This window comes from Streptomyces sp. NPDC002671 (assembly GCF_053592475.1).
This window is the reverse complement of sequence record NZ_JBSFVU010000005.1, coordinates 187,279-211,271: the sequence shown is the minus strand read 5'-3', so window position 1 is coordinate 211,271 and position 23,993 is coordinate 187,279. Positions and strand designations below refer to the sequence as shown.

The 23,993-nt window shown below is 72.1% G+C and carries 18 protein-coding genes; 3 read left to right on the top strand and 15 right to left on the bottom strand.

All coding sequences use genetic code 11. From position 1 onward, the window contains the following. Positions 1-43: 43 nt before the first annotated feature. Positions 44-493: a GNAT family N-acetyltransferase gene (locus ACWD35_RS09735; RefSeq protein ID WP_451350629.1), complete on the bottom strand. Its 450-nt coding sequence runs from the start codon at positions 491-493 to the stop codon at positions 44-46. A 313-nt stretch (positions 494-806) separates the two neighbouring features. Beyond that, positions 807-1,907, bottom strand: a complete 1,101-nt coding sequence (locus ACWD35_RS09730) for a citrate synthase 2 (RefSeq protein WP_451350628.1) — start codon at positions 1,905-1,907, stop codon at positions 807-809. A 164-nt stretch (positions 1,908-2,071) separates the two neighbouring features. Between ACWD35_RS09730 and pdxH the strand changes: the two genes are divergently transcribed. Then, positions 2,072-2,758: a pyridoxamine 5'-phosphate oxidase gene (pdxH, locus tag ACWD35_RS09725; RefSeq protein WP_451350627.1), complete on the top strand. Its 687-nt coding sequence runs from the start codon at positions 2,072-2,074 to the stop codon at positions 2,756-2,758. A 22-nt stretch (positions 2,759-2,780) separates the two neighbouring features. Here pdxH and ACWD35_RS09720 read toward each other — a convergent pair whose 3' ends face one another. The 9 genes from ACWD35_RS09720 to ACWD35_RS09680 form a co-directional block, all read right to left on the bottom strand. Next, positions 2,781-3,827 carry an isopenicillin N synthase family dioxygenase gene (locus ACWD35_RS09720; protein ID WP_451350626.1) on the bottom strand — a complete coding sequence of 349 codons (1,047 nt, stop codon included), beginning with the start codon at positions 3,825-3,827 and terminating at the stop codon, positions 2,781-2,783. A 268-nt stretch (positions 3,828-4,095) separates the two neighbouring features. Then, entirely contained in the window at positions 4,096-4,728 is a 633-nt protein-coding gene (locus tag ACWD35_RS09715; protein ID WP_451350625.1) for a TetR/AcrR family transcriptional regulator, read from the bottom strand. Then, complete coding sequence (locus tag ACWD35_RS09710) at positions 4,716-5,450, bottom strand: enoyl-CoA hydratase family protein (RefSeq protein WP_451350624.1); 735 nt, start codon at positions 5,448-5,450, stop codon at positions 4,716-4,718. Before ACWD35_RS09710 ends, ACWD35_RS09715 begins: the two co-directional genes overlap by 13 nt. Further along, positions 5,447-7,021, bottom strand: a complete 1,575-nt coding sequence (locus ACWD35_RS09705; RefSeq protein WP_451350623.1) for a 4-coumarate--CoA ligase family protein — start codon at positions 7,019-7,021, stop codon at positions 5,447-5,449. The genes ACWD35_RS09710 and ACWD35_RS09705 overlap by 4 nt, the downstream gene beginning before the upstream one ends. A gap of 36 nt (positions 7,022-7,057) precedes the next feature. After that, positions 7,058-8,218, bottom strand: coding sequence for an acyl-CoA dehydrogenase family protein (locus ACWD35_RS09700; RefSeq protein ID WP_451350622.1), 1,161 nt, complete (start codon positions 8,216-8,218; stop codon positions 7,058-7,060). Between the two features lie 7 nt (positions 8,219-8,225). Next, on the bottom strand, positions 8,226-10,148 hold the full coding sequence (locus ACWD35_RS09695; protein ID WP_451350621.1) for an ATP-binding protein: 1,923 nt from the start codon (positions 10,146-10,148) through the stop codon (positions 8,226-8,228). Between the two features lie 62 nt (positions 10,149-10,210). After that, positions 10,211-11,809, bottom strand: a complete 1,599-nt coding sequence (locus ACWD35_RS09690; RefSeq protein WP_451350620.1) for an acyl-CoA carboxylase subunit beta — start codon at positions 11,807-11,809, stop codon at positions 10,211-10,213. Next, positions 11,806-13,509, bottom strand: coding sequence for an acyclic terpene utilization AtuA family protein (locus ACWD35_RS09685; protein WP_451350619.1), 1,704 nt, complete (start codon positions 13,507-13,509; stop codon positions 11,806-11,808). The genes ACWD35_RS09690 and ACWD35_RS09685 overlap by 4 nt, the downstream gene beginning before the upstream one ends. Next, positions 13,506-14,300 carry a TIGR03084 family metal-binding protein gene (locus ACWD35_RS09680; protein WP_451350618.1) on the bottom strand — a complete coding sequence of 265 codons (795 nt, stop codon included), beginning with the start codon at positions 14,298-14,300 and terminating at the stop codon, positions 13,506-13,508. The genes ACWD35_RS09685 and ACWD35_RS09680 overlap by 4 nt, the downstream gene beginning before the upstream one ends. A gap of 125 nt (positions 14,301-14,425) precedes the next feature. On the opposite strand from ACWD35_RS09680, the gene ACWD35_RS09675 reads away from it, so the two are divergent. Next, positions 14,426-15,199: a class I SAM-dependent methyltransferase gene (locus ACWD35_RS09675; RefSeq protein WP_451350617.1), complete on the top strand. Its 774-nt coding sequence runs from the start codon at positions 14,426-14,428 to the stop codon at positions 15,197-15,199. 32 nt (positions 15,200-15,231) lie between these two features. Here ACWD35_RS09675 and ACWD35_RS09670 read toward each other — a convergent pair whose 3' ends face one another. The 4 genes from ACWD35_RS09670 to ACWD35_RS09655 all read right to left on the bottom strand — a co-directional run bounded on the left by ACWD35_RS09670 (position 15,232) and on the right by ACWD35_RS09655 (position 22,615). Continuing rightward, positions 15,232-17,229 (bottom strand): zinc ribbon domain-containing protein, encoded by a 1,998-nt coding sequence (locus ACWD35_RS09670; protein WP_451350616.1) that lies wholly within the window; start codon positions 17,227-17,229, stop codon positions 15,232-15,234. Between the two features lie 159 nt (positions 17,230-17,388). After that, on the bottom strand, positions 17,389-18,306 hold the full coding sequence (locus tag ACWD35_RS09665) for an EamA family transporter (protein WP_451350615.1): 918 nt from the start codon (positions 18,304-18,306) through the stop codon (positions 17,389-17,391). 190 nt (positions 18,307-18,496) lie between these two features. Next, positions 18,497-19,618, bottom strand: a complete 1,122-nt coding sequence (locus ACWD35_RS09660) for a lipid II:glycine glycyltransferase FemX (RefSeq protein ID WP_451350614.1) — start codon at positions 19,616-19,618, stop codon at positions 18,497-18,499. 75 nt (positions 19,619-19,693) lie between these two features. Beyond that, positions 19,694-22,615 (bottom strand): FAD-binding and (Fe-S)-binding domain-containing protein, encoded by a 2,922-nt coding sequence (locus tag ACWD35_RS09655; protein WP_451350613.1) that lies wholly within the window; start codon positions 22,613-22,615, stop codon positions 19,694-19,696. A gap of 157 nt (positions 22,616-22,772) precedes the next feature. On the opposite strand from ACWD35_RS09655, the gene serC reads away from it, so the two are divergent. Next, complete coding sequence (gene serC, locus ACWD35_RS09650; RefSeq protein ID WP_451350612.1) at positions 22,773-23,891, top strand: phosphoserine transaminase; 1,119 nt, start codon at positions 22,773-22,775, stop codon at positions 23,889-23,891. Positions 23,892-23,993 lie beyond the last annotated feature (102 nt).

Here is a 23,993-nt window from a genome sequence, read left to right as displayed (position 1 = left end):
GCCCACATCCTGTTCCCGCAAGTTTGATGGAATCAGCAAGGAATCAGCCAACTGTCGCCAGGCGCAGATCCACCCATTCGTCCCGCTCGCCGTCCAGCACGTACCGGTCGGTCTCCACGAACCCGTTCCGTACGGCGAACCGCAGCCCGTCCTCGTTCACCGCCAGCACGCATGTCTCGATCTCCCCGGCACCGAGCACGCGCGCGCGGGCGAGCCCGTCCTCGTACAGGGCGGCGCCGAAGCCGCGCCGCCGGTACCCGGGCAGCACGCGCGCGATGACGGTCGCCACGGCCTGCTCCCCGGCCGGCGGGCGGACGGTGGAGCAGCCGACGAGCACGTCACCGAGGTAGGCGTTGGCCAGCCGGTAGCGCTCGTGCCGCTCCCGGGCCTCGGCCGGGGACATGGCGGCGGGCGGCACGATCACGTTGTGCACGTACCGCCACTCTTCGAGCATGAGGTCACCGTCGACGGCGACGATTCGCAGGTCTTCCATGCGACGGAACGTACGGCCAGAACCGATTCAAAAAAAGAGTTGAGCCCCTCCCGACGGCTTCCTAGTGTGTGGGTTACACGAGAAGGGAGGTGGTTCGGCAGATGTATGAGAACCGGACGCGTGAGGTGGCTGCGGGCTAGCGGCTCGCCACCACACCATGTGCGGTGCCGGACCAGCGTGCGCAAGCACGCAGCCGGCCCAATCCCAGCAGTCACCCGACCCGCGAACTCGTCGGCACGTCCGGCCGACTCCCCCGCCGATACGGCGGAGGACCCGAGTTCGCGGGTCGTCTGTGTGTACGGGTTGTACGGAGTCAGTGAGCGATGTCCGCGTAGCCCTCGACCTCCCGCGGACTGCGCGGCCCCGGGCCCACGTAGTGGGCGGAAGGCCGGACCAGGCGGCCCGTGCGCTTCTGTTCGAGGATGTGGGCCGACCAGCCGGCCGTCCTGGCGCAGGTGAACATCGAGGTGAACATGTGGGCCGGGACCTCGGCGAAGTCCAGCATGATCGCGGCCCAGAACTCCACGTTCGTGGCCAGGACGCGGTCGGGGCGGCGGTTGTGGAGTTCTTCGAGGGCCGCCTTCTCCAGTGCCTCCGCGATCTCGAAGCGGGGGGCACCCAGTTCACGGGCAGTGCGGCGCAGGACGCGGGCGCGGGGGTCCTCGGCGCGGTACACCCGGTGGCCGAAGCCCATCAGGCGCTCGCCGCGGTCCAGGGCGTTCTTGACGTACGCCTCGGCGTCGCCCGTCCGCTCGATCTCCTCGATCATGCCGAGGACGCGGGAGGGTGCTCCGCCGTGCAGCGGGCCGGACATGGCGCCGACCGCGCCCGACAGAGCGGCGGCCACATCCGCGCCCGTCGACGCGATCACCCGCGCCGTGAAGGTGGAGGCGTTCATGCCGTGCTCGGCGGCGGACGTCCAGTAGGCGTCCACGGCGGCGACGTGCTTCGGGTCCGGCTCGCCCCGCCAGCGGATCATGAAGCGTTCGACCACCGAGTTCGCCTTGTCGATCTCTCGCTGCGGCACCATCGGCAGGCCCTGGCCGCGGGCGGACTGGGCGACGTAGGACAGGGCCATGACGGCGGCGCGGGCGAGGTCGTCGCGGGCCTGTGCTTCGTCGATGTCGAGCAGGGGGCGCAGGCCCCAGACCGGTGCCAGCATGGCCAGCGCGGACTGTACGTCCACGCGGATGTCGCCGGAGTGGACCGGGATCGGGAAGGGTTCGGCGGGTGGCAGGCCGGGGTTGAAGGCGCCATCGACCAGCAGCCCCCACACGTTCCCGAAGGAGACGTGGCCGACCAGGTCCTCGATGTCGACGCCCCGGTAACGCAGGGCGCCGCCCTCCTTGTCCGGTTCGGCGATCTCCGTCTCGAACGCGACGACTCCTTCGAGTCCGGGTACGAAGTCGGACATCAGCGGCTCCTCGTCATGTGTCGGCGGCGGTCACCCCGGTGATGCCCCGATCGGCCGGTGGTCACCCAAAACCGCGTGCGGACCTGCACGATAACCCCGGGTGCCATGGTTGGGGAGACCACGCGGCACTGAGTGCCAGGAGTTCGGTACGGCAAGATGACCGCGTGACCGACCGCGACCGCTTCCTCGACCCGGCCATCGATCCCGCCGCCATGCGCAAGCAGTACCGGGCCGCGGGGCTCGAAGAGACGGACCTCGCCGCGCACCCGATGGACCAGTTCACGCGCTGGTTCGAGGACGCCGCGCGGGCTGCCCTCCACGGCACGCTGTACGAGCCCAACGCGATGGTCGTCTCGACGGCGGACGAGCGAGGCCGGCCCAGCTCCCGTACGGTCCTGATGAAGCAGTTCGACACGGACGGCTTCGTCTTCTACACCAACTACGACTCCCGCAAGGCGCGCGAGCTGGCCGAAAACCCGTACGTCTCGCTGCTCTTCCCCTGGCACCCGGTCGCCCGCCAGGTCATCGTCACCGGCGTCGCCCGCCGTACCGGCCGGGAGGAGACCACCGAGTATTTCCGCAGCCGTCCGCACGGTTCGCAGCTCGGCGCCTGGGCCAGCGCCCAGTCGTCGGTGATCGCCTCCCGCGCGGAGCTGGAGGCCGCCTATGCCGAGCTGGGCGCCCGTTACCCGGAGGGCGAGGAGGTCCCGGTGCCGCCGCACTGGGGTGGCTTCCGCATCGCTCCGGAGACGGTCGAGTTCTGGCAGGGCCGCGAGAACCGGCTGCACGACCGGCTGCGCTACGTGGCCCAGCCGGACGGCAGCTGGGCCGTGGAGCGCCTCAGCCCCTGAGGCCCGTGCAAGCCGGTGCCCGTCAGGCCCGCGTCAGCAGGTTCGCGTGGTGCCGTTCCGCCACCAGCGGGTGGGCCCGCAGCTTGCCCTTCAGCTCGTTGTAGCCGTACTCGGCGAAGAGCGGGTTCGCGGGGTCGGTCGTGATGCCCGGGGCCGTGGAGGCGTGCGGGAAGGGCAGCGGCTCGACCTTCGCGTCCAGGCGCGGGTTGTAGAAGAACGGCACCGAGAAGCGCTCGGTGGCGCCGGGCGGGCTGACCACGCGGTGGTTGGTGGCGAGCAGGTAGCCGTTGGTCGCGACCTCCAGCAGTTCGCCCAGGTTGACGACGAAGGCGCCGTCGATCGGCGGGACGTCGTGGAAGCGGCCGTCCTCGCGCTGGACCTGGAGGCCGCCGACGGAGTCCTGCAGGAGCAAGGTGAGGAAGCCGTAGTCCTTGTGCGCGCCGACGCCTTGCTCGGTGCCGTCGCCCGCGCTGCCGGGGTAGCGGACGAGCTTGAGGTGCGGGTGGGCGTGCGCGCCGAAGATCGGGTCGTAGAAGTCGGCGGGCGCGCCGATCGCGGTCAGCAGTTCGTGCAGCAGGCGCTCGGCGACCGCGCTCAGCTTGTCGATCCAGGCCAGGGCGGCGGTGCGCAGCTCGGGGAGGGCGGCCGGCCACTGGTTGGGGCCCTGCAGCCACCAGTACGGCGGCTCGCCCTCGGCGGGGACGTGGGCGGGGCGCTCGGCGCCTATGTCGAGCTGGTCGCGCCAGTCGCGGGCGCCCTGGGTGCGCTCGTCGCCGGTGCGGGTGTAGCCGCGGAAGTGGGGCGAGTTGATGTTGTCGAGGGCGAGCCGGTCGGCCTCGGGGAGGTCGAAGAAGGCGCGCATGGCGTCGAGGAGCGCGTCCGTCTCGGCCCGGGTCACGCCGTGGCCGACGAGCTGGAAGAAGCCGACGTCGTGCGCGGCGCTGTGCAGCTGGGCGTGGAACAGGGCGCGGGCCTGGGGGCCGCGGTCGGCGGCCGACAGGTCGATGACCGGGAGTTGGTCGTACGACGGGGTCGTCGTGGGGTACGTCGATGCGGTGTGCGTCGTCATGGGTGCGTCCACGGGGTGTGTGGGCCATGGGCAGGCCGCCGCGGGTGTGGGCGGGGCGCCCCGGATGCCGTAAGAAGATGCCGTAAGAAGGCGGAAGAAAAGAGGCTGAATCAGGCCGAAGGCCGACAGCTCATGCTCGTGACGCGCACGTAGTCCACGTGGCGGCGGCGGACGAGCAGCAGAGGCATGGGGGCAAGGGTACTGCCCCGTGGCGGATACGGGTGTGGCCCGCCTCACGGGGGCATAGCGCCGAGTGCGGGGGCCGTGTTCAGCCCAAGGCTTGTTCCAGCAGGTCGGCCCACTGGGTGACGACGCGTGCGCGGCGGGCGGCGTCGTGGGTGAGGAGGTTGGCCAGGCCCAGGCCGCGGGCCATGTCCAGGAAGCCCTGGACGGTCTCGCGGACGCCGGGCCGGGTCTCGTCGGCGTCGAGGAGCTCGACGGCGATCCGGTGGGTCTCGCGGCCGACGCGGGCCTCCAGCTCGGTCACGCGCAGCCGCAGCTGCTCCTCGTTGGAGGCGGCGACCCACAGGTGCAGGGCGGCGCGGAAGAGGGGGCCGGTGTAGAGGTCGACCAGGGCGGCGACGACGGCGCGGCGGTCGGCGGCGCCCTCCGTGAAGAGTCCCCTCAGCGCCGTGGAGCGTTCCTCGGCGACGTACTCGACGGCGGCCGTGAACAGGTCCTCGCGGGTCGGGAAGTGGTGCTGTGCGGCGCCCCGGGAGACTCCGGCGCGCTCGGCGACGACGGCGACGGTGGAGCCTGCCCAGCCGTGCTCGGCGAGGCAGGCCACGGCGGCTTCCAGGAGCCGCTGCCGGGTGGCCCGGCTGCGGTCCTGCTTGGGCAGGCGGTCGCGTTCGGCCGTACCCGTGCCGCTCGCACCGCCCGTGCCGCTCACACCACCCATGCCGCGTCCCGTCTTTCCAGGAAGGCCGTCATCCCCTCCCGGGCCTGGGCGGAGGCGAACAGCCGGGCCGAGAGCGCGGTCAGGTCCGCCGCGTCCCGGTCGAATGTCTCCAGCACCCTAGCCGTGAGCAGCCGTTTCGTCTCCGCCAGGGCCTCGGGGGCGGAGCGGCGCAGGCCGTCCAGGACGGGTTCGAGGGCTTCGTCGACGTCGTCCGCGGTGAGCGTGAGGAGGCCGGTGCGTACGGCCTCCGCGCCGTCGAAGCGTTCGCCGGTGAGGTAGTAGCGGGCCAGGGCGCGCGGGTCGGCGCGCGGGATGATCGGCAGGGAGATCACCGCCGGGGCCACGCCGATGCGGACCTCGGTCAGGGCGAAGGTGGCGGCGGGGCCGGCGGCGGAGATGTCGCAGGCGGCCAGGAGGCCGAGGCCGCCGGCGCGGACGTGTCCGGTGACCCGGGCGACGACCGGCTTGGGCAGCTCGACGATCTGCCGGAGCGTCCCGACCAGGGCGTCCGGGTCGGGCGGGTCCCGCAGGTCGGCGCCGGCGCAGAAGGTGTTGCCGGTGTGGGTGAGGACGACGGCGCGGACCTCCGGGTCCTTGGCGCAGTCGGTCAGGGCCTCGGCGAGTTCGCCGACGAGGGCGGCCGAGAGCGCGTTGCGGGTGTCGGCGGAGTCGAGGCTGAGGGTTTCCACGGCACGGGCGCGCGTGCGTCCGATCAAGGTCACGGCTGCTCCCGGAGTTCGCGGAGTTCCCGGCGCAGGATCTTCCCGGAGGCCGCGCGGGGCACGCTCGCGACGAAGGTGACCTTGCGGACGCGTTTGTAGGGGGCGACGCGTTCGGCGACGTACAGCATGATCTCGTTCTCGCTCAGGTCGATGGCGGGCTGGCGGACGACGAAGGCGTGCGGGATCTCGTTGCCGTCGTCGTTGTAGGCGCCGATCACGGCGGCGTCGGCGACGCCGGGGTGCGTGAGCAGCAGGGCCTCCAGTTCGGCGGGGGCCACCTGGAAGCCCTTGTACTTGATCAGTTCCTTGACCCGGTCGACGACGAACAGCCAGCCGTTCTCGTCGACCCGCCCGATGTCCCCGGTGTGCACCCAGCCGTCGGCGTCGATCATGTCGGCGGTGGCGTCGGGGCGGCCCAGGTAGCCCTTCATCACCTGCGGACCGCGGATGAGGATCTCGCCGGTCTCCTGGGTGCCGAGGTCCTTGCCGGGGTCGTCCAGGGAGACGATCCGCATCTCGGTGCCGGCGATGAGCCGGCCGACGGTCCCGGCGGGCGCCTCGTGCAGGGCGTCCAGGGGGACGACGTGGGTGCCGGGGGACAGTTCGGTCATGCCGTAGGCCTGGCCGATCGGGGGCAGCCCGAGGCGTTCGGCGCAGGCGGCGGCGAGGGCCGCGTCCAGTGGGGCGGCGGCGCTGATGACGTGCTTCAGGGAGGAGAGGTCGTAGCGGGCGACCGCCGGGTGCTTGGCGAGGGCGAGGACGATCGGCGGGGCGACGTAGAGGCGGGTGATGCGGTGGGTCTCGATGGCCGCGAGGAAGGTCTGGAGGTCGAAGCGGGGCAGGACGACGACCGTGGCGCCCTTGCGCAGCGGGGCGTTCATCAGGGCGGTGAGGCCGTAGATGTGGAAGAGGGGCAGTACGGCCAGGATGCGGTCGCCGGGGCCGGCCGGGACGGCGGCCTCCAGCTGGGCGAGGTTGGTGGCGATCTGCCGGTGGGTGAGCATCACGCCCTTGGGGATGCCGGTGGTGCCGGAGGAGTACGGCAGCACGGCGATGTCCTCGGCCGGGTCGATGGCCATCTCGGGCTCGGGTGCGGCCGTGGCGAGCATGTCGATCAGCGACCGATGTCCGGGGGCGCTGTCGCAGACGAATATCTCCCGTACGCCGCCCGCGAGTTCAGCGGCCCGGCGGGCGGTCTGGAGCAGCGGGGAGACGGTGACGATCCAGCGGGCCGCGCTGTCGCCGAGCTGTTTGGCGAACTCCTCGGGCGTGGCGAGCGGGTGCACGGTGGTGACGGAGGCACCCGCGCGCGTGGCGGCGTAGAAGGCGGTCGGGTAGGCGATGGTGTTGGGGCTGTGCAGGGCGAGGACGTCGCCCTGGCGGACGCCCGCGTCGGCGAGCGCGGCGGCCAGCCGCCGGTGGAACCTGTCCACTTGCTCGTACGTGAGGGTGGTGCCGTCCGTGCCGTCGACGAGGGCCGGCTGGTCGCCGAAGTCGGCGGCATGGCCCAGCACGGCTTCGTGGATGGGGAGTTCTACGGGCGGGACGTCTGCGTACGCGCTGCGGAACACGGTTCCTCCAAGCGGCTGCGACAGCGTGGCGAGGGCCTAGTAGGACTTGGGCAGGCCCAGGGTCTGGTGGGACACGTAGTTGAGAATCATCTCGCGGCTCACCGGGGCAATACGAGCCACCCGCGCGCCCGTTATCAGCGAGGCGAGGCCGAATTCGCGTGTCAGGCCGTTGCCGCCGAGGGTGTGCACGGCCTGGTCGACCGCCTTCACGCAGGCCTCCCCGGCCGCGTACTTGGCCATGTTGGCGGCCTCGCCGGCGCCGATGTCGTCGCCCGCGTCGTAGAGATAGGCGGCCTTCTGCATCATCAGACGGGCCAGTTCCAGGTCGATGTGCGCCTGGGCGAGGGGGTGGGCGATGGCCTGGTGGGCGCCGATGGGGGTCTTCCAGACGCTGCGGTCGCGGGCGTACTCGATGGCCTTGGCGAGCGCGTAGCGGCCCATGCCGATCGCGAACGCGGCCGTCATGATCCGCTCCGGGTTGAGCCCGGCGAACAGCTGGAGCAGGCCCGCGTCCTCGTCGCCCACGAGCGCGTCGGCGGGCAGCCGTACGTCGTCCAGAACCAGCTCGAACTGCTTCTCGGAGGCGTTGAGTTCCATGTCGATGGGCCGCTTCTGGAAGCCCTCGGCATCGGTCGGGACGATGAACAGACAGGGCTTGAGGCGTCCGGTGCGGGCGTCCTCGGTGCGGCCGACGATCAGCACGGCGTCAGCCATGTCGACACCGGAGATGAAGACCTTGCGGCCGGTGAGCAGCCAGTCGGCGCCGTCTTTCCGTGCCGTCGTGGTGATGCGGTGGGAGTTGGAACCGGCGTCGGGCTCGGTGATCCCGAAGGCCATGAGACGGGAGCCGTCGGCGAGTCCGGGCAGCCACTCGCGCTTCTGCTCCTCGGTGCCGAAGCGGGAGATGACCGTGCCGCAGATGGCGGGCGAGACGACGAGCATGAGCAGCGGGGAGCCGGCGGCGCCCAGCTCTTCGAGGACTATGGAGAGTTCGGCGATACCGCCGCCACCGCCGCCGTACTCCTCCGGCAGGTTGACGCCGAGGTAGCCGAGCTTGCCCGCCTCGGACCAGAGTTCGGTGGGGCGGCGTCCCTCGGCGATGGTGCGGGTGATGTAGTCGCGGCCGTAGCGCTTGCCGAGGGCGGCGACGGCGGCGCGGAGGGCCTTGTGCTCTTCGGATTCGATGACGGCGGTCATGGGACTCCTAGGAAGAAGGGGTTTCCTGCACTACGGCGAGCAACATGCCTGGTTCCACCTGCTGTCCCGGCTTGACCTTCAGGGACGTCAGCGTGCCCGCGGCCGGTGCCGAGATCTGGTGCTGCATCTTCATCGCCTCCAGCCAGATCAGCGGCTGTCCGGCCTGGACGACGGCTCCCTCCGTCAGGCCCTCGGCGACGCGGACGACCGTGCCGGGCATCGGGGCGAGCAGGGAGCCGGGGACGAGCTGGGCGGCCGGGTCGGGGAAGCGGGGCAGGGCGGTGAGGGCGGTGGCGTTGACGTACACCTGGTCGCCGTACCGCGCCACCTCGAACTTGCGCTGGACGCCGTCCACTTCGAGGACGACGAGACGGGCGTCGGCGTGCACGACCCGGACCCCGTCGGCCGCCGGGCCCTGGCGGGTGTGCCGGTAGCGGACCTCGTGCTCCTCGCCGCCCACCTGGTACCGCTTGACCTGCGGCTGCGAGGGCACGTTGCGCCAGCCGCCGAAGCGGGAGCGGCCGTGTGCGTCGGCCAGAGCGGCGGCCAGCGCAACTAGAGGTGGTCGCGCAGCGACTCCGTTGAGGGCAGTGGTGGGAGACGGGTGGGCGTACGGATCGGGGGCGGGCTCGGTCAGTTGGGCGAGGTGGCGGTCGTAGAAGCCGGTGTCCATGCGGCCGGACGTGAACTCCGGGTGGCGCAGGGAGCGTACGAGCAGGTCGCGGTTGGTGACCGGACCGTGGATCGCCGCCCGCTCCAGGGCTCCGGCGAGCCTGCGGACCGCCTCCGCGCGGGTGGGGGCGTGGGCGACGACCTTGGCGAGCATCGGGTCGTAGTGGACGCCGATGCTGTCGCCATCGGCGCAGCCCGTGTCGAGACGGACGCCGTCGGGTACGGCGAGCCGGTGCAGGGTGCCGGTCTGCGGGGCCCAGTCGCGGGCGGGGTCCTCGGCGTAGAGGCGAGCCTCGACGGCGTGCCCGCGGGCGCGGGGCGGTTCGGCCGGGAGGGGCCGGCCCTCGGCGACGCGGATCTGTTCGGCGACCAGGTCGAGGCCGAACACCGCCTCGGTGACGGGGTGTTCGACCTGGAGCCGGGTGTTCATCTCCAGGAAGTGGGCGCGGCCGTCGGCGACCAGGAACTCGACCGTGCCGGCGCCGACATAGGACACGGCGCGCGCGGCACGTACGGCCAGCTGGTGCAGCTCCTCCGTGAGCGCCTCGGGGAGTCCCGGCGCCGGGGCCTCCTCGATCACCTTCTGGTGGCGGCGCTGGAGGGAGCAGTCGCGGGTGCCGAGCGGCCACACCGTGCCGTGGGCGTCCGCGAGGATCTGCACCTCGACATGGCGGCCGTGCTCGATGTACGGCTCCACGAAGACCTCACCGTCGCCGAAGGCGCTCGCGGCCTCGGCGCGCGCGCCCTCCAGCGCGGCGGGCAGCTCGTCCAGACGGCGCACGATCCGCATGCCGCGCCCGCCGCCGCCTGCCGCCGCCTTCACCAGCACCGGCAGGTCGGCCTCGGTGACCTCGGCCTCGGCGAGGGGCGCGAGGCCCATCAGCTGCTTTGCGCGCGTCTTGGACGCCATCGCCTCGATCGCCTCCGGCGGCGGCCCGATCCAGACCAGGCCGGCGTCGAGGACGGCGCGGGCGAAGTCGGGGTTCTCGGACAGGAAGCCGTAGCCGGGGTGCACGGCGTCCGCACCGGCGGCCAGGGCCGCCTTCACGATCAGGTCGCCGCGCAGATACGTCTCGGCGGGCGTCGCGCCCGGCAGCCGTACGGCGGTGTCGGCCACGCGCGCGTGGAGCGCGTTCTCGTCGGCGTCCGAGTGCACGGCGACCGTCCGGATGCCCGACTCGGCGCAGGTGCGGAAGATCCGGCAGGCGATCTCGCCGCGGTTGGCGACGAGCACAGACGTGAGCTCAGAAGGGGTCATGGAAGCGGTCATGGAAGGGGTCATGGAAGGGGTCATGGAAGTCCCTGTGTTCACTGGGTCCCTCACATCCGGAAGACGCCGAAGCCGCCGCGCGCGCCCTCGTAGGGGGCGGTGTGGATCGCGGAGAGGCACAGGCCGAGGACGGTGCGGGTGTCGCGCGGGTCGATGACGCCGTCGTCGTACAGCCGCCCGGACAGGAACATCGGCAGCGACTCGGACTCGATCTGCTGCTCCACCATGGCGCGCAGGGCCGCGTCCGCGTCGTCGTCGTACGGCTGCCCCTTCGCCGCCGCCGACTGCCGGGCGACGATCGACAGCACGCCCGCGAGCTGCTGCGGGCCCATGACGGCCGACTTGGCGCTGGGCCAGGCGAACAGGAAGCGGGGGTCGTAGGCGCGCCCGCACATGCCGTAGTGCCCGGCGCCGTACGAGGCCCCCATGAGCACCGACAGATGCGGCACCCGGCTGTTGCTGACCGCGTTGATCATCATCGAGCCGTGCTTGATGATCCCGCCCTGCTCGTACTCCTTGCCGACCATGTAGCCGGTGGTGTTGTGCAGGAAGAGGAGCGGGATGTCGCGCTGGTTGGCCAGCTGGATGAACTGCGCGGCCTTCTGCGACTCCTCGCTGAACAGGACGCCCTGCGCGTTGGCCAGGATGCCGACGGGGTAGCCGTGCAGGGCCGCCCAGCCGGTGGCGAGGCTGGTGCCGTACAGGGGCTTGAACTCGTCGAAGTCGGAGCCGTCGACCAGGCGGGCGATGACCTCGCGCGGGTCGAAGGGCGTCTTGAGGTCGCCGGGGACGATGCCGAGCAGTTCCTCGGGGTCGTACTTGGGCGGTGCGGCCGGGCCCGGATCGCCGTACGCCTTGCGGTGGTTGAGGCGGGCGACCACGCGGCGGGCCTGGCGCAGGGCGTCCAGCTCGTCCACGGCGAAGTAGTCGGCGAGACCGGACACGCGCGCGTGCATCTCCGCGCCGCCGAGGGACTCGTCGTCGCTCTCCTCGCCGGTCGCCATCTTCACCAGCGGCGGACCGCCGAGGAACACCTTCGCCCGCTCCTTGACCATGATCACGTGGTCGGACATGCCGGGGATGTACGCGCCACCGGCCGTGGAGTTGCCGAAGACGACGGCGACGGTGGGAATGCCGGCGGCGGAGAGGCGGGTGATGTCCCGGAAGACGGCGCCGCCCGGGATGAAGATCTCCTTCTGGGACGGCAGATCCGCACCGCCCGACTCCACCAGGCTGATGCAGGGCAGCCGGCTGGCGAGGGCGATGTCGTTGGCGCGCAGGGACTTCTTCAGGGTCCACGGATTGCTGGCGCCGCCGCGCACGGTCGGGTCGTTGGCGGTGATCAGGCACTCCACGCCCTCGACCACGCCGATGCCGGTGACCACGGAGGCGCCGACGGTGTAGTCGCTGCCCCAGGCGGCCAGCGGGGACAGTTCCAGGAACGGGGTGTCCGCATCGAGCAGCAGCTCGATGCGCTCGCGGGCGAGCAGCTTGCCGCGCTTCCGGTGCCGCTGGACGTACTTCTCGCCGCCGCCCGCGAGGGCCTTGGCGTGCTCGGCCTCCAGGTCGGCGAGCTTGGCGAGCATGGTCTCGCGGTGGGACTGGTAGTCGGGGCTGGTGGTGTCGAGAGCGGTCTGGAGAACCGTCACAGCAAGGCCTCCGGGATGTCCAGGTGGCGGGAGCGCAGCCATTCGCCGAGGGCCTTGGCCTGCGGATCGAAGCGGTGCTGGGAGGCGACGCCCGCACCGAGGATGCCCTCGACCACGAAGTTGAGGGCACGGAGGTTCGGCAGCACGTGCCGGGTGACGGGCAGGTGCCGGGTCTCGGGCAGCAGCTCACGGAACCGTTCGGCGGTCAGCTCGTGCACGAGCCAACGCCAAGCTGCGTCGTCTGCGGACGAGCGGGTCCAGACCCCCACGTTGGCGTTGCCGCCCTTGTCCCCGCTGCGGGCCCCGGCGATGAGGCCGAGGGGGGCGCGGCGGGTGGGGCCGGGCGGGACGGGCTCGGCGAGCGGGGGCTGCGGTACGGCGTCGTGCGCGAGCGTGTCCTGGGGCGGGGCCACGGTGACCCGGCGTCCGTCATGGAGGACGGCCACATGGTCGACGGCGCCATGGGGGACGTACACAGCCTCGAAGACCCCATAGGGGGCGCCCTTCCCGGGTGGGGAGAGCACATGGAAGCCGGGGTAGCTGGCCAGCGCCAGCTCGATCGCGGCACCGCTGAGCGCCCGCCCGACGGTCCGCTGGTCCGGGTCCCGTACGACGAGCCGCAGCAGGGCGCTGGCGGTCTCCTCGGTGTCGGCGTCGGCCCGGTCGGTGCGCACGAGGTCCCAACGGACGTCCTCGGGCGGTGACTTGGCGAGCGCGTCGGTGAGCTGCTCACGCACGAGCGCCGCCTTGGCCTCGATGTCGAGCCCGGTGAGGACGAAGACGACCTCGTTGCGGAAGCCGCCGAGCCGGTTCAGCCCGACCTTGAGCGTGGGCGGCGGGGCCTCCCCGCGCACGCCGTCGATCCGCACCCGGTCCGGCCCGTCCTGGCTCAGCCGCACGGTGTCCAGCCGGGTGCTGACGTCGGGCCCGAGGTACCGGGCGCCGCCGGTCTCGTACAGCAGCTGCGCGGTGACCGTGCCGACGTCGACGAAGCCGCCGGTGCCGGGGTGCTTGGTGATGACGCTGCTGCCGTCGGCGTGGATCTCGGCGAGCGGGAAGCCGGGCCGGCGCACGGCCCCCGCCCCGCGCTCCCCGAAGAACGCGTAGTTGCCGCCGGTGACCTGCGGCCCGCACTCCAGCAGGTGCCCGGCGACGACGGCGCCCGCCAGCCGGTCGTACTCCCCCGGCTGCCAGCCGAAGTGGGCGGCGGCGGGTCCGGTGACGAGGGCGGCGTCGGTCACCCGCCCGGTGATCACGATGTCGGCACCGGCCCGCAGGCATTCGGCGATGCCGAAGCCGCCGAGGTAGGCGTGGGCGGCGAGGGTGCCCGGGTGGGCGGCGGTGAGGTCATCACCTTCGACGTGCGCGACCCGGACGGGGATGCCTAGCTTTTGCGCCAACTCCCGTACGGCGTCGGCGAGTCCGGCGGGGTTGAGGCCGCCGGCGTTGGCGACGAGCCGTACGCCGCGCTCGTGGGCCAGCCCGAGGCAGTCTTCGAGCTGCCGCAGGAAGGTGCGGGCGTATCCGGCGGCCGGGTCCTTGAGGCGGTCCCGCCCCAGGATGAGCATGGTGAGTTCGGCGAGGTAGTCGCCGGTGAGGACGTCGACCTCGCCGCCGGTGAGCATCTCGCGCAGGGCGTCGAAACGGTCGCCGTAGAAACCGGAGAAGTTGCCGATGCGCAGGGGGCCGCCCGCCGTCACCGCCCGGCCTCCTTGGGCGGGCGGCCGGTGCCGGCCGGTCCGGCGAAGGCCTGGGCGATGTCGAGCCAGCGGTCGGCGTCCGGGCCCTCGGCGCGTACGGCGAGGTCGGCGCGGTGGGCGCGCTGGGTGACGAGGAGGCAGAAGTCGAGGGCGGTTCCGGTGACCCGCTGCGCGGCGTTCTCGGGGCCGTACGTCCACACGTCACCGGAGGGGGCGGTCACCTCGACGCGGAACTCCTCCTGCGGCACGGGCAGCCCGTGCACGCTGAAGGCGAAGCCCCGGGCGCGTACCCCGATGCGGACCACATGCCTGAGCCGGTCGGTGGGTGGGCGCACCATATGCAGCGCATCCGCCACGTCCTGACCGTGGGCCCAGGTCTCCATAAGGCGGCCGGTGGCCATGGAGGCGGCCGACATGGGCGGCCCGAACCAGGGGAAGCGGGCGCCGTGGGGGGCCGCCCGGAGCGCCCGGTCCAGCGTGGCGCGTCCCTCGCGCCACCGGGACAGCAGCTCGGCGGGCGGGATCCGGGCGCCTTCCTCGGCGGCGTCGTCCACGAAGGAGCCGGGGGCCGCGAGCGCCTGCTTCACGACCTCCTGGAAACCCCCCTCGTCCGTGACGGCGAGCAGCGCGGCCCGGTCCGTCCAGTGCAGGTGGGCGATCTGGTGGGCGATGCTCCAGCGAGCGGCGGGCGTCGCGAGCCCCCACTGCTCTTCGCTCAACTCGGCCACCAGACGGTCGAGTTCTCCACTTTCCTCGCGCAGGTCGTCGAAGACGGGCGTCGGCTCAGACATGGGGGGAGCATGTCAGTGAGACCAGAAACAATCAAGCATGCTTGCATGAATTTGGCCGACAAGACTGCGGAGGACCGCTGGAAAATCGGGCGCACCGGACGGGTCTGGGGCCGTACGGTCGTCGGATGCTCGATGACGACGAGGACGTCGGAGTTAAGGACGTGGACGGCGACGGCTACTTCGGGGAGTCCGTCGCGAGGACGTACGACGAGTCGGCGGCGGACATGTTCGACGCGCGGGTCGTGGAGCCGGCGGTCGACCTGCTGACAGAGCTGGCCGCGGGCGGCCGGGCGCTGGAACTGGGCATCGGCACCGGGCGCATCGCGCTGCCCCTGGCGCGGCGCGGCGTCGAGGTGCACGGCATCGACCTGTCCCTGGCGATGGTGGCCCGGCTGCGGGCCAAGCCGGGCGGCGAGGCGATCGGGGTGACGATCGGCGACTTCGCCACGGCCCGGGAGGGCCGCGGCTTCTCCGTGGCCTACCTGGTCTTCAACACGATCATGAACCTGACGTCACAGGACGCCCAGGTGGACTGCTTCCGCAACGTCGCGGGCCAGCTGGCGCCCGGCGGCCGGTTCGTGGTGGAGGTGATGGTCCCCGACCTGCGCAGACTTCCGCCCGGACAGGCCGCGGTGCCGTTCCATGTGGGCGGCGACCGGCTCGGCTTCGACGTGTACGACGTCGCGACCCAGTCGATGAGTTCGCACCATGTCAGGGTCGCGGAAGGCCACGGCTCGCACCGCTCGATCCCGTTCCGGTACGTGTGGCCCGCCGAGCTGGACCTGATGGCCCGGCTGGCCGGAATGCGGCTGTGCGACCGGTGGGAGGACTGGACGCGGCGGCCCTTCACCGGCGAGAGCCGCGGCCATGTCTCGGTCTGGGAGAAGCCCGCCGGCTGACCGTCAGGCCTCCGGTACGACAGCGTCTCTGATCAGCTTAGTGATCCTGTGTCAGACGTGGTGTCTGGCAGCGGGTTTTCCCATCGTGGAGGGGTGGCGTGGGCGTGGAGATGGAATCCCGCGCCCAGTGCTGCCCCTCGCGGCTGGTGCCGGTTGGTGGGTGTGCTGATCGTCTTCACGCCCTGGTGCCGGTGGGCTGCGCGGGGCAGCCGGGGCCGGTCCGTGTGAGCGTGTCCCTCCGGACACTGGCCCGCCAGTCCGTCAGGTCCGGTGGGGGAGGGTGCCCTGCGTCGCCTGGGCGCGGGGCGTGTGGAACGTCGCCGGGTCGGTCCGGTCTTGGACCGGTCCCGGCTTGTCTTCGGCACGGTCGGTGTGGTCGGTGTGATGACCGCGCGGGTTTCGAGGCTGTGGACCACGGACCGGATGACCATGGTGCCGGTGGTGCGGTCGGCGATCGTTTTGGTCTGGTGGGTGAGGCCGCGTGCGGCGATGCGTTTCCACGCGCCGTGGTCGCGGTCGCCCTGGTAGCCGCAGCCCGGGCACAGCGCCCATTTCCATCCGGGTGTGGTGGGCCGGTCGGGGGCTTTGTGGTGCCGTAGCGGGGTCAGGCAGTTCGGGCAGTGCCTGGAGGTGCCGCGGGCGGGAACGGTGACGACGGCGATGCCGGTCTCGGCGGCCAGGTGCCGGATGCGCTCGGCGATCTTCCCGCGTGCCGCCTGGGAGAGGCGGGTGTTCAGGGTGCGGCCCATGCCCCGGGCTTCCATCGACCGCAGGTCTTCGAGGTAGATGACGCTCGCCCCGGCTGCGATGGCCTGGTCCACGGTCCAGCGTGCCGCGGCCCAGGCCAGGGCGTCATTGAGGTTCGACCGGCGAGCGGACACGTGCCGGATCTCGTCACGGATGACGCGCTGCCTGCCCTCCAGCGGCGTGTTCGGGGGGAGGCCGTGTTGGGTGCGGCCGTCGGTGAGGTGCTGGTGGCGGTCGGCCTTGGTGTGCAGGTGCTCGCCATGGCGGCGCAGGCGGTGCTGTTCGGCGAGGACACCGGCGGCCCGGAACTGGGCACCGGCCCCCAGGGCGGTGATCCGTCCGTCGTCGTGCAGCCGGACCGTCCCGGCGGACAGGAGGGTGTTCAGGCCCCAGTCCACGCCGAGCGCGACGGTGTGACCGGTGCGCCGGGTTTTCGGCACTGCGTGGGTGTAGGCCCAGTCCGCGCGTACCGTGTCGCCGTCCCTGCGCAGGGTGGGCAGGTGCAGCACCGCGGCGGCCGGGACCGTAGGGGGCAGCGTGACGGGGCAGGCCACCCACGTCCAGTCCCGGTATCCGGCCGGGTCGGGCCGGACGGGAAGCTGCAGCCGCAGCACCGCCCTGCCCGGATCGTCCGCGTGGCGCTCGATGGTGGCCTGCTGCCCGTCACACGCAGACAGCAGCAGCATCCGCGCCGCCCGCGGCACGCCCTCCAGCTCGAACACATCAACAGGCAGACGCCCATTGGCCTGGGCGAACGAGATGATCTGCCGGGTGCGGCCGTTGATGACACTGGAGGGGAGCTGCTGCCCGCCGGGCAGGGCAGCGCGCACTTGCTCCCACTCATCGGCGGTGCGCTCATGCGGGTCTGCGGGCCACGTGGCCAGCACTTCGGCGGTCAGGTCGGCACGCCACGTGGCCGACCGCAGCAGGCGTCCGGCCTGCTCCTGAGCCATGCGCACGATCCGGTCGTTGACCTTCACACCCCCAGGTGCGGCCACGGTCCAGCCGAGGCGGCGCAGCGCCATCCACGCGTTCGACGGCAGCTTCCGGCCCCCGGCATCCAACCCCGAGGCCAGCGCGCCCACATCCTGGGCATTCCAGTGCCCGGCCAGCAGCTCCGCTGCCATGGCGGACACCAGCGCGGCACACCAGCCGACCCGCTCCGCCAGCACCGCCTGGCCCAGAGCTTCGCCGCTCTTTTCCTCCACTCCGCGGCGCAGCACGCCACGGGCGCACGCGGTGCGGGAGGCCTCGCCCTCGGCGAGCGGCAGCTTCCGGCCCAACGCTCCACCCCCTGCCCGTCCCGATGCTGTCATCCGATCAACGACAGCCCCCGCGAAAGGTCACGCATCCGAATCACGCACTCCCATACGACACCGGCACCGGCACCGGCACCGGACAAAGCAGAACGACGACAGCGCATGAAGAAGCACCACGGATGCCTAAGAAAACGCGTGAGCCTTCCCCCGGCCCACATGTGTCCGTATGGCGCCGATGCTCGCCGCGATGACCAGGGCGATCGCGGCGGCCTCGGTCGCGGAGAGGGACTGGCCGAGGATCAGGAGGCCGGCCGTGGCCGCGAGGGCCGGTTCCAGGCTCATGAGGATGGCGAAGGTGGAGGCGGGCAGGCGGCGCAGGGCCAGGAGTTCGAGGGTGTAGGGCGCGACGGAGGAGAGCAGGGCCACCGCCGAGCCGAGGGCCACGGTGGTCGGGTCGAGCAGCCGGGTGCCCGCCTCGGCGATGCCCACGGGGAGGCAGAGCAGGGCCGCGACCGCCATGGCGAGGGCCAGCCCGTCCGCCTGCGGGAAGCGGCGCCCCGTACGGGCGCTGAAGACGATGTACGCCGCCCACATGGCGCCCGCGCCCAGGGCGAAGCCGACACCTACGGGGTCGAGCTCGCCGAAGCCTCCGCCACCCAGCAGAAAGACACCGGCGAGGGCCAGCGCCGCCCACACGGCGTTGATCGCCCGCCGCGAGGCCAGCACGGACAGGGCCAGCGGGCCGAGCACTTCGAGGGTGACCGCGGGGCCGAGCGGGATGCGGGCGACCGCCTCGTAGAAGAGGCCGTTCATGGCGCCCATGGCGATACCGAAGACGATCACCGTGCCCCAGTCGGAGCGCGAGTGGCCGCGCAGCCGGGGACGGCAGAACAGGAGGAGCACGACGGCCGCCGCGCACAGGCGCAGGGTGACGACGCCGAGGGCACCGGCCCGGGGCATCAGGGTCACCGCGAGCGCCCCGCCGAACTGCACCGAGACGCCCCCCGCGAGCACCAGCCCGACCGGCCCGAGCGAGCCGAACCTGCTTGGCGTTCCGACGGGGGCGACCGGGGTCGGCGTGGCGGTGCTTGAGGTGGTCACGGGCGGTCCCAGCTGCTCGATCGGGTTCGTTCATCGCGATGTACTACCAGGTCCAGGGTAATAGACTTGGACAGGAGCGTGAACCCTTTATGGAACTGTCCCAGATGGTGGATACGACACCGCTGCTCGCCGCGAGCGGACAGCGCGACACAGGGCTCGGCTAGCGGGCGCGCAGCCGATGGGCCTTCGGTCAGCGCCGGGCCATGTAGACGTCGAGCGCCTTGTGCAGCAGCCGGTTCAGCGGGAAGTCCCACTCCCCCAGGTACTCGACGGCCTCACCACCGGCGCCCACCTTGAAGCGGAGCAGGCCGAGCAGATGGTTGGACTCCTCCAGGGTGTCGGTGATGCCCCGGAAGTCGTAGACGTGGGCGCCCAGTTCGTGGGCGTCGGCCATCATCCTCCATTGCATGGCGTTGTTGGGCTGCACCTCGCGCTTGCGGCTGGTGGAGGCGCCGTAGGAGTACCAGACGTGCCCGCCGACGATCAGCATCGTGGCCGCGGCCAGGACGTCGCCTTCGTGGTGGGCGAGGTACAGCCGCATGCGGTCGGGGTGTTCTGCGGCGAGGGCGCTCCACATGCGCTGGAAGTAGGGCAGCGGGCGGGGGATGAACCGGTCCCGCTCGGCCGTCTCCCGGTACAGCTCATAGAAGAGCGGCAGCTCGTCGTAACCCCCGCGTACGACCTTCACGCCGGCCTTCTCAGCCTTCTTGATGTTCCGCCGCCACTGCTGATTCAGCCCCCGATGGATCTCCTCCAACGACCGCCCGGCGAACGGAACTTGGCACACATACCGGGGCTGCCCGGCCGCGAACCCCTCCTCGCTCCCCGGCTCGGTCTGCTGCCAGCCCATGCGGCGCAGCCGGTCGGCGAGGTCGAAGGCCCGCGGTTCGTACGACGTCGCCTCCGCGTCCCGCAGCCGTCGCGCGTCCGGGTCGGCGATCGCGGCCTTGACCGCCTCGGGGCTCCACCGCCGTACGACGACGGGCGGCCCCATCTTCACCGAGAACGCGCCCTTGCCCTTCAGGTAGGCCAGCATCGGCTCCAGCCAGCGCTCCAGATCGGGCGCGTCCCAGTCGATGACCGGCCCCTCCGGCAGATACGCCAGATACCGCTTCACCTTCGGCAACGGCCGCAGCAGCACCAGCCCCACCCCGACGAGCCGTCCGTCCCCCTCGAACCACCCCACGCTCTCCGCCCGCCAGTCGGGCTTCACGTCGCCCCACGACGGCAGCTGCATGTGGCTGGCCGAAACCCGGCCCGCCACGAACTCAAGATGCTCGGCGCGGCTGATGGGTCGCAGGGTGAGGGTCATGCTCGGGACTCCTTCGAGGTCATCGTTCCCGTCACCCTACGAGGGGCAACCTCCAGGCAGACGATCTTGGTCACCTCACTCCTTCGTTTCCTTCTCCAGAGCCTCTGCCAGCACCTCCGCCAGGTGTCGCCCGCGTACGCCCCCCAGTTGTTCCAGCTGCGTACGGCACGAGAACCCGTCCGCCAGGATCACCGCCCCCTCCGGGGCGTGCCGCACCGCCGGCAGGAGCTGTTCCTCCGCGCAGGCCCGGGACACCTCGAAGTGGCCCTTCTCGAAGCCGAAGTTGCCCGCCAGGCCGCAGCAGCCGCCGGCCAGTTCCCCGGTGAGGCCCGCCGACTCGCGCAGGCGCCGGTCGGCCGTGTCGCCGAGGACCGCGTGCTGGTGGCAGTGGGTCTGGCCGGCGACCGGGCGGTTCACGGGTGGTGGGGTCCAGTACGGGGCGTGCTGTTCCAGTGTCTCGGCGAAGGTACGGACCGCTGCCGCGAGCCGGGTCGCGCGGGGGTCGTCGTGGAGGAGTTCCGGGAGGTCGGTGCGCAGGGCCGCCGCGCAGCTCGGTTCCAGGACGACCACCGGTACCCCGGCCTCCAGCACCGGTTCCATCAGGTCCAGGGTGCGGCGCAGCACCGTCCGGGCGCGGTCGAGTTGGCCGGTGGAGACGTAGGTCAGGCCGCAGCAGACCCGGGCCCGGCGGGCCGGCAGCAGGGAGAGCGGGGATCTCGACCTTCCGTCTCCGATGCGGTGCCCCCTGGGCAGTTGCAGGGTCGGCGGGAGTGCCACCCGTAGCCCGGCGGCCTCCAGGACGCGTACGGCGGCCCGGCCGACGGAGGGGGAGAGGTGCTCGGTGAAGGTGTCCGGCCAGAGGACGACGAGGTCGCCGTTCCCGTTCCCGTTTCCGTCCTCGTCCGGGCGTGGCCTGTGCCGCCGCCACCAGCGGGTGAACGTCTCCGGCGCCAGCCGGGGGATCTCCCGCTCGGGCGCGATCCCCCCGAGCCGCTTCCCCGCCCACGTCAACGGCCTCACCGAAGCCAGCGAGTTGAGCAGCGGAGCCATGCGCAGCCGGGACGTCCAGCGCAGCCACTCCGGCAGCCGGCCCATGGACAGGTGCGCGGCGGGGCGGCGGCGGCCCGCGTAGTGGTGGTGCAGGAACTCCGCCTTGTAGGTGGCCATGTCGACGCCGACCGGGCAGTCCGAGCGGCAGCCCTTGCAGGACAGGCACAGGTCGAGGGCGTCCCTGACCTCCGTGGACCGCCAGCCGTCGGTGACCAGTTCACCGGCGAGCATCTCGTGCAGCAGCCGGGCCCGCCCGCGCGTGGAGTGCTCCTCCTCGCCGGTCGCGCGGAAGGACGGGCACATGACGGCGGGGCCGGACACCGTCGTCGTACGGCACTTCGCCACACCGACGCAGCGGCGGACTGCGGCGCGGAAGTCACCGCCGTCGGCCGGGTAGCCGAAGGCCACCGGCACGGGTTCGCGGGGCAGCGCGGCGAAGCGGAGGTTGGTGTCCAGCGGGGCCGGGCGGACCAGCATGCCGGGGTTGAGCAGGTCGTCGGGGTCCCAGATGCCCTTGGCCCGTTCGAAGAGCCGCACCATCTCGTCCCCGTACATCCTCGGCAGCAGCTCGGCCCGCGCCTGTCCGTCGCCGTGCTCCCCGGACAGCGAGCCGCCGTGGGCCACGACCAGGTCGGCCACTTCCTCCGAGAAGCGCCGGAAGCGGGCGACGCCGGCGTCGGTGAGCAGGTCGAAGTCGATGCGGACGTGGATGCAGCCGTCACCGAAGTGGCCGTACGGCGTGCCGTGCAGGCCGTGGGCGGCGAGCAGGGCGCGGAAGTCCCGCAGGTAGGCGCCGAGCCGGGCGGGGGGCACCGCGCAGTCCTCCCAGCCGGGCCAGGCCTCTCCCCCGGACAGGGAGGTGCGGCCGTCGTCCGGCATCCGCGTCGCCCGTCCGCTCGCATCCTCGCGGATGCGCCACAGAGCCCGTTGTGCCGCCGGGTCCGTCACCACGGCGGCGTCCACCACGTCGGCCGCGCGGACGATCGCCTCCGCATGCGCGCGTGCCTCCGCCGCCGACTCGCCGCCGGCCTCCACGAACAGCCAGGCGCCGCCCCGCGGCAGCCCGGCGGACGAGGGCACCAGGTCGGCCGCCATGCCCTCCACGGTCAGTGGCCGGTGCGACAGCAGGCCCGCGGCGGCCTCGGCCGCGGCGCTCTCGTCGGCGTACCCGAGGACGGCGAGGGCACGCGCGCGTGGCGTCTCCACCAGCCGTACGACCGCCTCGGTGAGGATGCCCAGGGTGCCCTCGGAGCCGCAGAAGGAGCGGGCCACGTCGGCGCCCTTCTCGGGCAGCAGCGCGTCCAGCGCGTACCCGGAGATGCGGCGCGGCAGTTCGGGGAAGCCGGTGCGCAGCCGGGCCAGGTCGCCCTCGACCAGGGCGCGCAGCCCGTCCGGGGCGCCCGCCCAGTCCTGCCCGAGCCGCAGCCGCCGCCCGCGCGCGGTGATGACCGACAGTTCGCGGACGCTGTCCGCGGTGGTTCCCCAGGCGACCGAGTGGGAACCGCAGGAGTTGTTGCCGATCATCCCGCCGAGCGTGCACCGGCTGTGCGTGGACGGGTCGGGGCCGAAGCGCAGGCCGTGCGGGGCGGCGGCCTCCTGGAGCCGGTCGAGGACGAGGCCCGGCTGGACGACGGCGGTGCGGGTGCCCGGGTCCAGCTCCAGCAGCCCGTTCATGTGCCGGGTGAAATCCAGCACGACACCGGTACCGGTCGCCTGCCCGGCGATCGACGTACCCCCGCCGCGCGCGACCACGGGCACCCCGCGCGTCCGGCACACCTCCAGGACGGCGGCCACGTCGTCCTCGTCTCTCGGCGCGACCACTCCCAGCGGGACACGCCGGTAGTTGGACGCGTCCATGGTGACCAGCGCCCGGGACGTCGTGTCGAACCCGACCTCGCCCCGGACGACCCTGCGCAGCTCCGCTTCAAGGCCCGAGAGATCCGTCATGCGTCCAGGATGCATCCGCTCACGCACAGTCACCGCGACTTTTCCACAGCCCCGCACGTATCGTCGTACAACCTCACAGGTCCACGGCACCGGCGATCTTGTCTCATCCGACGGACACGGTTCCGTCCCGTTTCGCCCAGCGGATACCCTCCGACTCGTGGCCGACATCCAGATCCCCGCTGACATCAAGCCCGCCGACGGACGCTTCGGCGCTGGCCCCTCCAAGGTGCGGACCGAGGCGCTGGACGCCCTCGCCGCCACCGGTACCTCCCTCATGGGCACCTCCCACCGTCAGGCGCCCGTCAAGAACCTGGTGGGCCAGGTCCGCGAAGGCATCAGCTCCCTGTTCTCCCTCCCGGACGGCTACGAGGTCGTCCTGGGCAACGGCGGCTCCACCGCCTTCTGGGACATCGCCACCCACGGTCTGATCGAGAACAAGTCCCAGCACCTCAGCTTCGGCGAGTTCTCCTCCAAGTTCGCCAAGGCCGCCAAGCTCGCGCCCTGGCTGGCCGAGCCCACCGTCATCGCCACCGACCCCGGCACCCACCCCGAGGCGCAGGCCGAGGCGGGCGTCGACGTCTACGCCTACACCCACAACGAGACCTCCACCGGTGTCGCCATGCCGATCAAGCGCGTGGCCGGCGCCGACGAGGGCGCGCTCGTCCTCGTGGACGCCACCTCCGGCGCGGGCGGCCTCCCGGTCGACGTCGCCGAGACCGACGTCTACTACTTCGCCCCGCAGAAGTCGTTCGCCGCCGACGGCGGCCTGTGGATCGCCCTCTTCTCCCCGGCCGCGATCGAGCGCGCGGAGCGCATCCACGCGTCCGGCCGCCACATCCCGGAGTTCTTCAGCCTCCCCACGGCGATCGACAACTCCCGCAAGAACCAGACGTACAACACCCCGGCCCTCGCCACCCTCTTCCTGCTCAACCAGCAGCTGGAGTGGCTCAACGGCCAGGGCGGCCTGGCCTGGTCCACGGCCCGCACGAAGGACTCGTCCACCCGCCTGTACTCCTGGGCGGAGGAGAGCAAGTACGCCACCCCGTTCGTCTCGGACCCGGCCAAGCGCTCCCAGGTCATCGGCACGATCGACTTCTCCGACGAGATCGACGCGGCGGCCGTCGCCAAGGCGCTGCGCGCCAACGGCATCGTGGACACCGAGCCGTACCGCAAGCTCGGCCGCAACCAGCTGCGCATCGCGATGTTCCCGGCGGTCGACCCGGCGGACGTCGAGGCGCTGACGCGGTGCATCGACTACGTGATCGAGAAGCTCTGAGCCGAGAAGCTCCGATCCGAGAACCTCTGATCACTGTCCCGGTCGTACGACGGTGAAGGGCGCCCCGCGGAGTACCGCGGGGCGCCCTTGCCCGATCGGCCG

Coding starts and splice junctions, on each gene's coding strand:
- ACWD35_RS09735 (WP_451350629.1), bottom strand. CDS start 493: ATGGAAGACCTGCGAATCGTCGCCGTCGACGGTGACCTCATGCTCGAA.
- ACWD35_RS09730 (WP_451350628.1), bottom strand. CDS start 1,907: ATGTCCGACTTCGTACCCGGACTCGAAGGAGTCGTCGCGTTCGAGACG.
- ACWD35_RS09720 (WP_451350626.1), bottom strand. CDS start 3,827: ATGACGACGCACACCGCATCGACGTACCCCACGACGACCCCGTCGTAC.
- ACWD35_RS09715 (WP_451350625.1), bottom strand. CDS start 4,728: ATGGGTGGTGTGAGCGGCACGGGCGGTGCGAGCGGCACGGGTACGGCC.
- ACWD35_RS09700 (WP_451350622.1), bottom strand. CDS start 8,218: ATGACCGCCGTCATCGAATCCGAAGAGCACAAGGCCCTCCGCGCCGCC.
- ACWD35_RS09695 (WP_451350621.1), bottom strand. CDS start 10,148: ATGACCCCTTCTGAGCTCACGTCTGTGCTCGTCGCCAACCGCGGCGAG.
- ACWD35_RS09680 (WP_451350618.1), bottom strand. CDS start 14,300: ATGTCTGAGCCGACGCCCGTCTTCGACGACCTGCGCGAGGAAAGTGGA.
- ACWD35_RS09675 (WP_451350617.1), top strand. CDS start 14,426: ATGCTCGATGACGACGAGGACGTCGGAGTTAAGGACGTGGACGGCGAC.
- ACWD35_RS09660 (WP_451350614.1), bottom strand. CDS start 19,618: ATGACCCTCACCCTGCGACCCATCAGCCGCGCCGAGCATCTTGAGTTC.
- ACWD35_RS09655 (WP_451350613.1), bottom strand. CDS start 22,615: ATGACGGATCTCTCGGGCCTTGAAGCGGAGCTGCGCAGGGTCGTCCGG.